Genomic DNA, 13,871 nt, shown 5'->3' with positions numbered 1-13,871 from the left:
GTCACCCGTACTTTATAAGTATGTGGCCTTTTTTATCCCACTCTTAAGGGGAGCAGTAAGACCCCCACCTCAAAACGTAAGAAAATCGATAAGTTTAGGTGGGGATTAACTACGCCTAAGGGTCCAAAATAGAATAACTAATCATTAGAGAAAGCTAATGATTAGTTATCTTATGCCCGTGGTATAAGTTAAACTAACAATCAGTGGGAGTTGAAAGAAAACCCCCACTGATTGAAGTTCCGCTTTATGGTACTTACATAAAAACAAATGAGGAGCTACTCAATTTGCAACCAGAGTTTCAAAGGTCTTGAGTAGATGAAGTGAAATTGGGATGTATGGGAATTAATTGAATAGTGGTATTAGGAGGGGATGAAGGACCCCTCACTGTCAGAAGGTAAGCTTTATTAGTTATTGAGATAAATTATTTGCAATTTCATATAATTTATAGTTGAAATCAGGTTTTTTGTTAAGAACTTCTTGAATTGTACGATAGGTGATTTCATTTTTTTCGATCCCAACCGCTATACCAGGTATTCCATTTTCAATACATTCGATAATTTTATCTCCCATACGGCTAGCGAATATACGATCAAAGGCGCTAGGGCTACCGCCACGTTGAACATGACCCAAATTTGTGCTTCGAGTTTCTAAACGAGTTCTTTTTTCGATTTCTTTTGCAATTTGGCTACCACATCCTGCACCTTCAGCTACAACGATAATACCGTGCCTTTTCCCACGGTCGTATCCTTTTTTAATAGACTGACAAACTTCTTCAATATTCCAAGGAACCTCTGGAAGAATAATTGCATCAGCCCCACTTGCAATTCCTGAATGGAGAGCAATGTTACCAGAGCCTTTCCCCATTACCATGATTACACTAGTACGATCATGACTTGTTGATGTATCTCGAATTTTATTAATTAGACTAACTACTATATTTACAGCGGTATCAAAACCAATTGTATAATCAGTAAAGGCAATATCATTATCAATGGTTCCTGGAAGACAGTAAGTATTGATTCCTTTTTGATATAATGCTAAAGCACCACGATAGCTACCATCACCACCAATGACAACGAGGTGATCGATATTTGCTTCTTTTAAATGGGCAATCGCTCGTTCTTGTCCTTCAGGAAAGTAAAAGTCGGAGGATCGTTCCGATTGTAAAAAAGTACCTCCTCTATGAAGAATATCCCCAACATCACGAAGGGCCAATGGTACAAATAAACCATTCATTAATCCTTGAAAACCTTTTTTAATACCGATTACATTATGACCTTTTATGATCGCTATTCGAGTAATAGCTCGGATGGCACTGTTCATTCCTTGACTATCGCCGCCAGAGGTTAATATACCAATATTCATTCATATCGTCCTCCTTTATACCGAATTGCCCTTCATAATTAATCATATTTATAGGGAAGCTTCATTAAGAACTCTTTTTTCTAAAATAGGGTAGTCTTGCTTGTCCAAAATACAAAAATCTTTTGAACCAAATATTAAGTGGGTGTGAGATCGCAAAAGTTATATTGTTAATGAAAAAAGCAAACTGCATTATATGAACATGCTGCTTGCTTTTTATAAGCCTTTGTTTACGTTGAATGGTTGTTTGTCTGTCGTCCAAGTAATTTATGGGGGCTTTTTATTTGCTTAGTTATTAGTATTTCATACCCATTTTAAAATCATACTCCGCCTTAGTATTATGAACCCATTGACTATCCCTTGAGAGGTCAGAATTTCAATCTTCATTCTACATTCTCCTGTTTAAAATTTGGAATAAAGGGAATGGTTACCTTATATTATTAGGTATTAATTAGAGATTATCCAAATATTAGTGTGTAATAATGGGTTTGCATTAGGTGGGGAAGAAGTGTGGCTGATACGTGTTCGAGATAAGTTGTAGGCAGTGAGAACTGTAACGATTGGTGCGATACGTACCCTAAAAGAGGTTTAGAGAAGTAAGAACGATAACGAAACGGTGAATTACTCGATAATAGGGTAAGAGAAAAAACAAAACGAGACGACTTAATATTTACACGAAAAAGCTTCCAGAAAGTAAACGTACCCGAAACTTAATAAAATCAATATCATGACAGTTTTTTAGTGTTTCCATAGAATTTAAATTAAAAGGTTTAATATCTGATTATTCATCATATAATTATATAAAGGAGTTGATAAAAATGGAAATTATTGATGGGTTAGAAATGATTTGTCCTAAATGTAATGGAAAAGGAATGTATGAATACTTCAATAATGAAGAAGCAAATCAACTATATGACAGGTATATGGATGTTGAAATGAAGGATGCGAATACAGCATGGGTATTAGCTAAGAATCAATCTACAAAACTTTACGACTGTAAGCAATGTATGAAGCGAGGAAAAGTACTTACGGATAAAGGAAAAGAAATACTATCGCATTTAGAGGACTATTCCTAATAATAACACATTGATAATTAACAAGTCCTTTTCTACGGTTCGTGACTGTCCAGATTAAGACCTACATTTATCACTTCGTTAAGTAATAGTTAGTTTTAAAGGTTAGAAAGTAGTAAGTTTTTAGTTAGAATAATTTCTCTAGTATACAAAAAAAGAAAGCGGTTCCGTAGTTTTAGAGACGGAAATGTTTAACGTTTTCCACGATTTTATTCTCTATCTGTCAGCTAAACAACAATTAGTGACTTCAGAAAAAATGGCGGATTTAGTTGTTCCAATACGTAAGTGTAAATTTACGCTGATATTGATTGACACATGTGTATCCCTCATTAAATAATTTGCATGCTGAAACGATGAATAAGGTTGACTTATAAGGCTTAGCCTTGTAGGTTAACCTTGTTTTTGTTTCGATTAATGAATTTATTAAAATCGTGTACAGGAAGAGATATATTATTGATATTAGTAATTCTCGTATGCTTGTAGTCAGTGGATTACCAAAGAGGAATCTTTTGAAGGGTGCAAATAGTAAAGTAGGGAAAGAGGGGATGAAGTGACATCCCCCAGTTTATTGTTATTCTTGGATACGAATTGCTTTTTGCTCTTCGCCATACATGTTGATGGTCGCTTCATCTTTATACAATTTTACCCAAAGACCTTCTCCTTCTTTAAAAAAATAGATTTTATCTTTTGTAACATTAATTGGGAATAGCATGTAACTTTGATCTTCAATCGTTACTTCTGTTTCAGATTGCGGGTTATCGAATGAGAAAAAGATCTCCTCTGTTGGTTTAACCTCTTTTAGTAAATAGTCAATCATTAATTCTTTCCAATTATCTAGATGAACGATCGATTCAATTCTTTCAAAGTCAGCATCATCGACAACACTTCGGATCAGAGTGACTGTGTTATCTTTTACTTCAAAAAGCTCATACCTGTTTACAGCATGTGCTTGGTGGCCGTATGCTAAGAAGTAGTTTGTATTTTCAATTTTATAAAAAGTTCTCGCTTCACTTAAATAACCAGGATGTTCAAGCATATAATCTGAAAAGACTTGGTATTTTTCAAATGGATTACTAGTCGCTTTATCGGGCTCCTTTTTTACATCTTTTTCTTGATCAGAAATTTCATCTTTTTCATTATCTGTGATCTCATTTTGCTCTTTGTCAGTCTCAGGGTTTTCAATGGTTACAGTTTCATCAGGTATCGGCTCCTCAATTGTATGATCTAGAGGTTTTTCATTAGAGGATGTCATGATAAAGAAGACTAATAAAACTATAGCAGCAACCCCGGTTAAACCTGCAACAAACCTTTTCATTATAGATCGACTCCTTTTCTTTCGTTTATATTTATTATTAACTTTCATTAATAATTGATGGATGGCTTCTTTTTTTTCAGGATGTAAACTAGGTTTTTCCATAGTGCCTAGCTTTTTTTCTAGTTCTCTATCCTTATCGTTCACTGTATTCTCCTCCTAGCTCGGATTGTAACTCTTTTAGTAACACTTTTTTTGCACGATGATAAGTAGAACGCACCTTGCTCTCACTCCAATTTAATATTAAGGAGGTTTCTTTTTCAGAAAGTTCTTTTATTCCCCTCAATATGACAACTTCCCGGTAATTTTCCTTCAGAGATTGAATTGCCTGATATAGTTTCATTGTTTCCTCATTTATTTGGAAAAGTTGATCAGGAGTTTGTTCAACTATTACATCATGGTTTTCCTCAGAGAAAAAGTAGTTTTTCCATTTGTTCCGACTTCTTTTTCTTAGTTCATCAATGGCCACATTCCGGGCAATTGTAAAAAGCCAAGTTTTAGGCTGTGAATTTCCTTGAAAGGAATCTATTCCCTTAATTGCCCTTATAAAAACTTCTTGGACGAGATCCTCTACGTCCGTAGAACCAATTCGAAAAATGAAAAAATGATATACATCATCACTATATTGGTGAAACCAATCAGAAATGATTTGTTGATCGGTCATAATATTGCCTCCGTTTAAATTGGTAATGAAACTTTAATTGTTCGGATAAGTCCCTAGCTTTTATGGCTTTCGCATTTTTATTTAATCAGAATTTATAAATTTCTAACTTGGAAACTGTCTAGCTCCAGGGGCCATCGGCTCGATCACTTCAGACCTTCTCTTTCGGTCAAAAACCCGACCGCTACGAGCTGGTCTTCCAGTGTTTGTCGCCGATAGGCGGGCGCCTTGCGCTTTTCATGTTTATATTATTAGACGATAACTAACTATTTTCATTGCACATATTTTGAGATTTTTTTTAAAACTTTAAATATAGTGATGTTGATCATTTATCATTGAGGACAAAAAGAGGTAAAGATATTGGATGAACACTGTACTTTTTTACTTTTAGCAGTCAAAACATTAGTATATAGTATGAGCATGCAAGCCGACAATATAGAAAAAGCAAAGTAAAAAATGGGGTCAATTTAGAATGTAATGAACAATGGTTGTAACGTACGTTTAGTTATCTGGACAAAAACTTAACTAAAAAAGGGGTGTACTAAATGGACCATATTACTTTTCTACCAATTAAACCTACCGATAGTTTGGTTGTGAAAAAAATAAAAGAAAAATTAAACAAATGTAATGGTAGAGCAATGATTACTTTATTAAAGGGTGACCAATGCGAAATTTGGTACGATAAAAATGCAAAAGGATTAGTTTCTCCGAAAATCCCACCTGAAAATCAATTACTATGGGAAGCATTTGATGCTGCTGTTGAAGTGGTAATAAAAAATGGTGGTAAAGTAAAGAAAGGCAATGCTCGATCTGGAGCAAAACTAGGTAGTGACGCTTTACCGATAGATTCTGTAGAAGGTTATATTGCTCATAAAGTACATAATGTTCAAGTAGGGGAATCGGCATTTGGGCAGGTTTTGTTATTGCAGCAGTATTAGATTGGGTAGAGGTATGTAAAAATGAACGAGGTTTTCTACTCATTAATCCCATGTTTTTATCCGAATATACCGAAGAAAGTAGGGGGCAAACCCCATAGTCAAACACACATTTTTTTTGTACAAGATTATAGACAAATGACTAGTGCATATGATGTTTTGATCCTATTATAGAAACGGAGTGCATCTTATGTATACAAATGATGAATACTTTTATCATATTTATCCCCCGTACGCTCAAACTGTAGATTATCAGTATCAACCAGATAATTATTATCAAGGCTATAATGAGAGGCTATTTGGTCAGTGGTTTCCTTCACCAGGGGGACATCTAGGACCGCCACCAGGCCCGCCGCCAGGACCTCCACATGGGCAACCGTCAGGACCTCCATTTGGACCACCACCAGGTCCCCCAGTTGGACCTCAACCACCATGGACACCGCCAGGTCCAACGCCAGACGTAGGCCCACCTACATCTCCACCACCATCCTATATTCCAACTCAAGCTCAACAAGTAGGTACTTTTGCAGTGGATCCAGGTGGTATTAGAGGGTGTTTGTTTAGATATACGTATATATGGTTAAGAAATCGCCAACAATTTTGGTATTATCCGACTTTTGTAGGCCGAAGATCTGTTTCAGGGTATCGTTGGACCGGATTTAGATGGGTGTATTTCGGAGTAAGCCTCCGTGAAATTACATCGTTCCAATGTGTATAGAAAAAGGGGTCTGACCCCCACCGCGTTAAAGCGTTACTGTGGTGGGGGTCAGACCCCGAATTTTTTTGGTTGTCCTTGCATAGAATTACATAGTTAATTTTTTAGATTGTGGTGGAACACAATAAAACAAAAAGGGTGACGTTATGAAAAGGTTATGTAAGGTAGATGGTTGGAAAATAATTGAGACAAAACTTCATAAAGACGATTTTCGCCTTAGTGAAAGTTTAATGAGCTTAGGTAATGGGCATATGGGTATGCGCGGTAATTTTGAAGAGAATTATTCGGGTGATTTTCACCGAGGCTCATATATTGCTGGTGTTTGGTTTCCTGATAAAACAAGAGTTGGTTGGTGGAAAAACGGTTATCCAGAGTATTATGGGAAGGTTATAAATTCAACGAACTTTATTGGGATTCGCGTTTTTATTGACAATGAGGAAGTAGATTTATATAAAGATAATGTAAAAGAATATTATCGTGAACTTGACATGCAACATGGGATACTATTACGCAAATTTACAATCTTGAAAGGTAAAAAGGAAATTGAGATCTTAACTGAGCGATTCCTTTCAATCGTAGACTGCGAGCTTGCTAGTATAAAGTACAGTGTAACACCGAAAAACTTTGATGGAAAAGTTACGTTTATCCCTTATTTAGATGGAGATGTTCGTAATGAAGATTCAAACTATGATGAAGATTTTTGGGTTGAAATTGATAAAGAAGTATCAGACTATGAAGCTAGTCTTGTAATGGAAACAAAAGAAAATCCTTTTGGTACACCAACCTTTCAACTTGCGACAACTATGAAGGTTGCTGTTGATGGAACAGTTTTGGAGATTTCTTCTAGTGAGAAGGGTGAGTCTGTCGAAAATAAAATAGTTGTAAAAGCGAATCAAGGTACAACTAGCACCCTTTACAAATATGTCGCTGTTACAACAGACCGGAACCATAAATTTGATGAACTTATCGAGAAGGGCAAGAAGTTATTAACGAAAACAATCAAAAAAGGATATCATTCAGCTTTAGCCGAGCATAAACATGCTTGGTTAGTACGGTGGAAGATGGCAGATATTGAAATAGATGGGGATGTAGAAGCCCAACAAGGAATTCGTTTCAATTTGTTTCAGTTATTTTCCACATATTATGGAGAAGATTCACGTTTAAATATTGGTCCTAAAGGCTTCACAGGTGAAAAATACGGTGGTGCTACGTATTGGGATACAGAAGCATATGCTCTACCATTCTATTTATCTACTGCAAAATCAGAAGTCGCTCGTAATCTTTGTATCTACCGACATAATCAGCTCGAGGGAGCCTATACCAATGCACGTAATCAGGGACTTAAAGGTGCTCTTTATCCTATGGTGACATTTAATGGGATTGAATGTCACAACGAATGGGAGATAACCTTCGAAGAAATACATCGTAACGGTGCAATTGCTTACGCTATTTATAATTATGTGAACTATACAGGAGATAAATCATATCTTTTTGAGTATGGCATTGATGTCCTAGTTGGGATCTCTAGATTTTGGGCAGATCGTGTTCATTATCATAAGCAAAAAAAGGTCTACATGATCCATGGAGTGACAGGACCAAATGAATATGAAAACAATGTAAATAACAATTGGTATACAAATAAAATGGCAGTGTGGACACTTAGCTATACGTTAGATGTTATTACGTATATACAAGAACAAAATTGCCATGAACTTTTAACAAACTTAGGTGTAACTGAGGCGGAAAAGGAAAGATGGCAAGATATTATCGACGATATGTACCTTCCTTATGATAAAACACGAGGTGTATTCATCCAGCATGATACGTTTTTAGATAAACAACTAATGACGGTTGATGAACTAAACCCTAAAGATCGCCCACTAAACCAAAACTGGTCTTGGGACAAAATCTTAAGAAGTTGTTTTATTAAACAAGCAGATGTCTTGCAAGGTTTATATTTTTTAAACCATCTATTTACATTTGAAGAAAAAGAGAAAAACTACGATTTTTATGAACCAATGACGGTGCATGAATCATCTCTTTCTCCATCAGTTCATGCAGTATTAGCAGCAGAACTCGGGAAAGAGGAAAAAGCGTATGAGTTTTATAACCGAACAGCACGCCTTGATCTTGATAATTACAATAATGATACGGAAGATGGTTTACACATAACCAGTATGACGGGTTCGTGGTTAGCCATCGTGCAAGGCTTTGCAGGGATGAGGTCTGCAAACGAAACTCTAGCTTTTGCACCGTTTATTCCAAAAGAATGGGATCGTTATTCATTTACTATTGTATATCGAAACCATACGTTAAAGGTGGAAGTAAAAAAAGAACAGCTCTTAATTTCTCAAAAAGGTCCACAACTAACATTAAATTTATATGGAAGACAAGAGACGCTAGTTGAAAATGGGCAACTGATCGTACCAATTCAAAAAGAGGATTGTAATGACGGGGGAGATTGTACGTCATGAAAAAACCACTAAAAGCGATTATTTTTGACTTAGATGGGGTTATAACGGATACAGCTGAGTACCATTTTTTAGCTTGGGGAGCACTTGCAAAAGAACTAAATATTCCATTTTCAAAAGAGTTTAACGAACAATTAAAGGGAATTTCCCGGATGGAATCATTAGAAAAAATTCTCGTTCACGGAGGAAAAAGTACAGACTATACTGAAGTACAAAAGCGGCATTTAGCGAATATGAAAAATGAGCATTATAAGAAGCTTATTGATAGCCTAACCCCTAATGATATTTTACCTGGAATGAAAAAGTTTATTTTAGAAGTCAAAAATACTGGTATTAAATTGGCTATTGCCTCAGCAAGTAAAAATGCAGTTTCTGTTATCACTTCACTTGGATTAAAAGATCAGTTTGATGTAATTGTGGACGCAAAAACAATCAAAAACGGTAAGCCTGACCCAGAAGTCTTTCTAACTGCAGCTAACTTACTTAAAGTAGAACCGAAACATTGTATAGGTATAGAGGATGCAGCTGCGGGGGTAGAGGCCATTAAAAGAGCTGGGATGTTTGCGATTGGAATTGGCTCGCTTAACACTCTTGAAAAAGCTGACCGGGTCTATGAAACTACTAAGGACGTTACACTAAAAGAAATAACTAAGTTGTATGCCAATTAAATAGAAAATATAGGAAAGTTCACCTTCTACTATCTAATGTCACTTATTACATCAATGATAGTGAAAGTGAACTTTCATTTGTTATATTTAATAGCGTTAAACATAGAGGAGTAATTAAAACAAATAAAAAGCGCTCCACCGATTGAAAAGTTCTTGCCTTTTCGTACGATAGAACGCTGTGCCTATTAGTATAGTAATATATAATAAACTCCAGAAGTAACTGGTAAATGTTGTTAAATGGTAGTGGTAAAGAAGGTTAAACAATTGAAGAAAATAATAAAACTGAAATAATCATCAGCTTTCAATGATGAAAGTTGTTCTATATCGTACGTTTAGGGCAGCTAATTCACAACCTAAACGTTTTGAGGTGGGGGGTCTTTTACCAAGAAAAAATTCAGATAAAATATAAAAAAAATTGGTTATACTAATAATTAGTGGAAATAAAGGTGGTGCAATAAATTTTGAAAAAAGATCAAACAATGCATGTATTCACAAAAGAATTTTATGAACAAATAAAAAAAGATCCTGTACAAGATTGGGCAGCAACATTAGCCTTTTATTTTATGCTTTCTATATTTCCTTTAATTATTTTTATTTTAGCTTTACTACCGTACATACCACTTGATACTGAACAAATTTATCATTTTGTACATGACTACGCTCCACCTGAGCTTGCCGAGTTATTTACTGAAACAGTATTGGAAGTTATAGCCGTACCACAAGGTGGGTTACTATCATTTGGTATTTTAGCAACGATTTGGACTGCGACCAATGGAATGAATGCTTTAGTACGTTCACTTAATCGAGCACATAACATTGATGAAACTAGGTCCTTTATAAAGATAAGGTTAATGTCAATTTTTATGACACTTGGTTTGGTTACTGTATTTGTTGTTACACTACTCCTTCCTGTTTTCGGAAATGTTATCTTAAACGGTATTGACGAAATATTTTCTCTTCCGACCGATACATTTGTTTATCTAAATCGTCTTCGTTGGATCCTTGGCGCAGCTATTATGACAGCTGTACTAATGTTTATTTATATTATTGCTCCAAATAAAAAACTAGGCATCAAAGACGCTATTTACGGGGCATTATTTGCTACAATTAGTTGGCAATTAATATCTTTTGGATTCTCCTTATATATTGCAAATTTCAATAATTTTACTGCAACCTATGGGAGTTTAGGGGGAGTTATTATATTAATGTTCTGGTTTTTCTTGAGTGGACTAATTCTGGTTATTGGTGGCGAAATTAATGCGACTTTATATAACATAAGGCACGAGAAAAGAATTTGAGAAAGTGAACTCGTTTCAGCAAGCTGAAGCATCGGAAAATCAGGTGGAGAGTCTGCACCACCTGATTGGAAAATCCCACCTACGCTACGCTTAGAGGTGGGGGTGTTTTACCCGGAAAAAAATTCAGATAAAATAAAATCTAAATCTAATAGTTGGGTCTTTATGCCTCACTGTGGTAATTATTAATATCATCAGTTAGTAAGGACCTTTGAGATGAGGGGAGAACCGCATGTAAACTTGCAAATTGTGCAAATTATTTTTAAGGTTTGCTTTTTGGAAAATTATCTGTTATGATTAAGAAGTTATTTTTGTTCGGTCTGTAAGGAGAGAATATATTAAAAATTCACCTTTATATCTAATTGAGCATCAATAGTAATAAAAAGTGGACAACGATCCACATAAGGAGATTATACACATGCAACAAGGTACAGTAAAATGGTTTAACGCAGAAAAAGGTTTCGGTTTCATTGAAGTTGAAGGTGGAGACGATGTATTCGTACATTTTTCAGCTATTCAAGGTGAAGGTTTTAAATCATTAGAAGAAGGCCAAAAAGTTTCATTTGACACTGAACAAGGTCAACGTGGACTTCAAGCTACTAACGTAAATAAAGTATACTAAAATTAAAGGACTCTATTTAGGGTCCTTTTTTGTACTATCAGAAAGTATAAAAATTTTATGGATGATAGTATAATAAATTAAGGCTTCTGCCCTTAAGTCCTGGCGATAAGCCAAGTTTTTCTAATAAAATAAGAAAGCATTCCTTAATTTAAGGAATGCTTTTTTGCTATCTATTCAAAAAAAGCAATCGTTAGGTCATGTAAATAGGGGTGAGAAAAATCCCTTTTTTCATAATAATTGTAGACCTAATAAGCCGTCGGGGTTGAAAGTAAGAGTTCAATAGTTAAAAGAGATTTGATTTCACCATCAATGCTATCGTGTAATGGTTCAATTGCAATACAAAAATATAGTTAAAGGTTTAATGAATTGTCTGTAGGAATAAAAGCTTTTAAATCGTCCCATCCATAAGCACATTCTTTCAGCTCGTTTCCAGCGACTGTTGTATTTTTTTCGTAAACTTCTTCGCCGCCTAAATATTCGAGAAAGGAACAAGATTGGTGATTTTTAAAGGTCCATAAAGCCATTGAAGAGTGGTGAATGGAAGCTAAATGTTGTGCTACACGTTCAAATAACTTTTTCCCGAATCCTTGCCCTTGAACTTCTGGATGTACATAAATTCCGTAAAGCTCACCAGTGTATCTAATTCTTAAACGGGCATCTCTCATCGTTCCTCCTAAGGCAAATCCTACGATTTTATCATCATCTTCTAATACAAAATTCATTGTTCCACCACGTATAGTATTTGGAAGATCGTTTTTCCATCGAGTTTCACGATTGGTATACGTAAATTTATTTAAAACGTCTGGCGGTAAAATCTCTTGATATGCTGCGTGCATACAATCCACATGAACACTAGAAATCCCTTTCCAATCATCTATTGTTGCTTTTCTAATTAGCATGTTTCACCTATCCTTTTTACTATTCTAGTCTTCCATTATCATATCAGGTTACGAACATTATTTCATTTTTTAACTTCTTTGGTAAAGCTAATATTATAAAAATTTAAAGCGTTTTTTTGAAGCTCAACTGTTTATCATATAGTCTTCCTTTATCAACTACAGAATTTTAAAAAACGTTTGTAAATAAAGAGAGCCTACAATACTATAGGCTCTCTTAAAAAGGTCACGTATCCTTTATTTAATATAGGATGTGATCTTTTCTCACGCACGCTATGCGTTTTTGATGATTATCGAAATAAGAAATTTCAGTTCACAACGGCCAGCTCTCAACCAGCTTTTGCATGTGAAATTCTTCTTTTCATTCCTGGTATGACTTTGTATTTCACTACAAAAGCGTTTATCAATAATAATATAGTTGATGTAATAAACAAACTTCTAATACCAGCTACAGAGGTAAGCCAACCTCCTGCAATAGGTCCGATCATGGTTCCTAAATACATAAAGCTATTAGAAAAGCCAAACGTACGACTTTCCATACCTTCAGGAGCTAAGTTGCGAATGAGGGAATTGATTGATGGCAATAATCCGCCTAAACAAAGCCCCAATAAAAATCGAAAGATAATAAGTTGCCAATAACTTTGCACAAATGCTTGAGGAAAAGTAACGATTGCTGCAAAAAGTAACGAAAATAATAAAACAAAATGAGCTCCTTTTCTGTCACTTAATTTACCTAAGAAAGGACTAGCCGACATATTGGCAAATCCCATAACTGACAGTGCTAAGCCAGAATAAAAAGCAACATTTTGTGTAGTGGTTAGATCTTGCACAAACAATGATAAGAGAGGATTTATCCCTATTAAAGCACATTGAACAATAAAAAATACGAAAAATAAAGGTAAAATAGGTTGAGTCGAAGCAATTTTTTTGAAATCTTCAATCGTGTCTGTTTTCTCGACACTTTGTACTTTCTTCTTTTTATCCTCTTTTACAAAATATAAAACGACAAAGGCTGTAATTAAAATCGTGAGTCCTGTTACGTAAAAAACCATCCGAAATCCTATTAAATCTGCTAGGATTCCACCAAACAATGGTCCACAAACTCCACCAGCTACTGCGCCTGCTTGTAGCATTCCGAGCGCATAACCTACACGTTTTTTTGGTGTGCTCATAGATACTAAGGTGATCGCAGCAGGGATAAATCCAGAAATCATCCCATTGAGTAGCCGAAGCAGTAGTAAGGACCAAGGTCCAGTGGCAAAACCAGTAAGAGAAACGACGAGGGCCATACCAAATCCGGAACGGAGTAGCATTAATTTTCGACCATGACGATCTGCAAGCCTCCCCCAAAGCGGTGAAAATAAAAAAGCAGTTAAAAAGTTTGCTCCAAAAATAATACCAGCCCAGCGACTAACTGCTTGAGGATCCGTTACTCCTAATTCTTGTAAGTAAAGAGGTAAAAAGGGGATAATCATCGTCATTGCGCCCATGACAAAAAATTGACATACCATTAATATGTACAGATTTCGTTTCCAATTAGTTTTAAGCATTACATTCACTCCCGTATTCGTTATACCTATTATATCTTTCGTGAAACGAAACATTCAAGGGGGAAATGGATGTTTGGAGATTTTTCTAAAGTAGCTATTGAAAATAGGCATACCGCTCGGACGAAAATTAAATAGTTAGTTCAAATCATTCTAATACTCAGCGCAGGACTTAAAGCCAAATGAGTTGAATTGTTTTATCAATAATAAAAGCTCCAGCGCCTTTGTCACAAACTCGTAGGTACTGGAACTAGACAGGTTCGAAGTGAGAAACCTTAATAATCACCATGAAAAAAACCTCGCTGCGTTAAGTA

The 13,871-nt window shown here is 35.4% G+C and carries 12 protein-coding genes; 7 read left to right on the top strand and 5 right to left on the bottom strand.

The annotated features are described in order from the left end of the window. Nucleotides 1-408 precede the first annotated feature (408 nt). Nucleotides 409-1,365, bottom strand: coding sequence for a 6-phosphofructokinase (pfkA, locus tag BKP45_RS06010; RefSeq protein ID WP_071388784.1), 957 nt, complete (start codon nucleotides 1,363-1,365; stop codon nucleotides 409-411). An 815-nt stretch (nucleotides 1,366-2,180) separates the two neighbouring features. Between pfkA and BKP45_RS06005 the strand changes: the two genes are divergently transcribed. Next, nucleotides 2,181-2,438, top strand: a complete 258-nt coding sequence (locus BKP45_RS06005; protein ID WP_071388783.1) for a hypothetical protein — start codon at nucleotides 2,181-2,183, stop codon at nucleotides 2,436-2,438. A gap of 568 nt (nucleotides 2,439-3,006) precedes the next feature. Here the strand turns inward: BKP45_RS06005 and BKP45_RS06000 are convergent. Further along, nucleotides 3,007-3,894, bottom strand: a complete 888-nt coding sequence (locus BKP45_RS06000; protein WP_071388782.1) for a hypothetical protein — start codon at nucleotides 3,892-3,894, stop codon at nucleotides 3,007-3,009. After that, nucleotides 3,884-4,411 carry an RNA polymerase sigma factor gene (locus BKP45_RS05995; protein WP_071388781.1) on the bottom strand — a complete coding sequence of 176 codons (528 nt, stop codon included), beginning with the start codon at nucleotides 4,409-4,411 and terminating at the stop codon, nucleotides 3,884-3,886. The genes BKP45_RS06000 and BKP45_RS05995 overlap by 11 nt, the downstream gene beginning before the upstream one ends. 542 nt (nucleotides 4,412-4,953) lie before the next feature. Between BKP45_RS05995 and BKP45_RS05990 the strand changes: the two genes are divergently transcribed. The 6 genes from BKP45_RS05990 to BKP45_RS05965 all read left to right on the top strand — a co-directional run bounded on the left by BKP45_RS05990 (nucleotide 4,954) and on the right by BKP45_RS05965 (nucleotide 11,114). Continuing rightward, entirely contained in the window at nucleotides 4,954-5,346 is a 393-nt protein-coding gene (locus BKP45_RS05990; protein ID WP_071388780.1) for a hypothetical protein, read from the top strand. Nucleotides 5,347-5,533: 187 nt separating this feature from the next. Further along, nucleotides 5,534-6,061, top strand: coding sequence for a hypothetical protein (locus BKP45_RS22800; protein ID WP_245747388.1), 528 nt, complete (start codon nucleotides 5,534-5,536; stop codon nucleotides 6,059-6,061). A 143-nt stretch (nucleotides 6,062-6,204) separates the two neighbouring features. Further along, complete coding sequence (locus BKP45_RS05980) at nucleotides 6,205-8,532, top strand: glycoside hydrolase family 65 protein (protein ID WP_071388779.1); 2,328 nt, start codon at nucleotides 6,205-6,207, stop codon at nucleotides 8,530-8,532. Beyond that, nucleotides 8,529-9,197: a beta-phosphoglucomutase gene (gene pgmB / locus BKP45_RS05975; RefSeq protein ID WP_071388778.1), complete on the top strand. Its 669-nt coding sequence runs from the start codon at nucleotides 8,529-8,531 to the stop codon at nucleotides 9,195-9,197. The genes BKP45_RS05980 and pgmB overlap by 4 nt, the downstream gene beginning before the upstream one ends. A gap of 461 nt (nucleotides 9,198-9,658) precedes the next feature. Beyond that, nucleotides 9,659-10,495 (top strand): YihY/virulence factor BrkB family protein, encoded by an 837-nt coding sequence (locus BKP45_RS05970; protein WP_071388777.1) that lies wholly within the window; start codon nucleotides 9,659-9,661, stop codon nucleotides 10,493-10,495. 415 nt (nucleotides 10,496-10,910) lie between these two features. Next, nucleotides 10,911-11,114 carry a cold-shock protein gene (locus tag BKP45_RS05965; protein ID WP_071388776.1) on the top strand — a complete coding sequence of 68 codons (204 nt, stop codon included), beginning with the start codon at nucleotides 10,911-10,913 and terminating at the stop codon, nucleotides 11,112-11,114. Between the two features lie 350 nt (nucleotides 11,115-11,464). Here BKP45_RS05965 and BKP45_RS05960 read toward each other — a convergent pair whose 3' ends face one another. Together BKP45_RS05960 and BKP45_RS05955 are read right to left on the bottom strand one after the other, a co-directional pair. Then, nucleotides 11,465-12,013: a GNAT family N-acetyltransferase gene (locus BKP45_RS05960; RefSeq protein WP_071388775.1), complete on the bottom strand. Its 549-nt coding sequence runs from the start codon at nucleotides 12,011-12,013 to the stop codon at nucleotides 11,465-11,467. 326 nt (nucleotides 12,014-12,339) lie between these two features. Then, a complete protein-coding gene (locus BKP45_RS05955; RefSeq protein ID WP_071388774.1) occupies nucleotides 12,340-13,560 on the bottom strand; it encodes an MFS transporter in 1,221 nt (406 codons plus the stop codon). Between the last annotated feature and the right edge of the window lie 311 nt (nucleotides 13,561-13,871).

The sequence above is a fragment of the Anaerobacillus alkalidiazotrophicus genome (assembly GCF_001866055.1).
Note: the sequence above shows the minus strand (reverse complement) of the source record. Positions and strands in the feature narration are given on the sequence as shown.

Coding starts and splice junctions, on each gene's coding strand:
- pfkA (WP_071388784.1), bottom strand. CDS start 1,365: ATGAATATTGGTATATTAACCTCTGGCGGCGATAGTCAAGGAATGAAC.
- BKP45_RS06005 (WP_071388783.1), top strand. CDS start 2,181: ATGGAAATTATTGATGGGTTAGAAATGATTTGTCCTAAATGTAATGGA.
- BKP45_RS05995 (WP_071388781.1), bottom strand. CDS start 4,411: ATGACCGATCAACAAATCATTTCTGATTGGTTTCACCAATATAGTGAT.
- BKP45_RS05990 (WP_071388780.1), top strand. CDS start 4,954: ATGGACCATATTACTTTTCTACCAATTAAACCTACCGATAGTTTGGTT.
- BKP45_RS22800 (WP_245747388.1), top strand. CDS start 5,534: ATGTATACAAATGATGAATACTTTTATCATATTTATCCCCCGTACGCT.
- BKP45_RS05980 (WP_071388779.1), top strand. CDS start 6,205: ATGAAAAGGTTATGTAAGGTAGATGGTTGGAAAATAATTGAGACAAAA.
- pgmB (WP_071388778.1), top strand. CDS start 8,529: ATGAAAAAACCACTAAAAGCGATTATTTTTGACTTAGATGGGGTTATA.
- BKP45_RS05965 (WP_071388776.1), top strand. CDS start 10,911: ATGCAACAAGGTACAGTAAAATGGTTTAACGCAGAAAAAGGTTTCGGT.
- BKP45_RS05960 (WP_071388775.1), bottom strand. CDS start 12,013: ATGCTAATTAGAAAAGCAACAATAGATGATTGGAAAGGGATTTCTAGT.
- BKP45_RS05955 (WP_071388774.1), bottom strand. CDS start 13,560: ATGCTTAAAACTAATTGGAAACGAAATCTGTACATATTAATGGTATGT.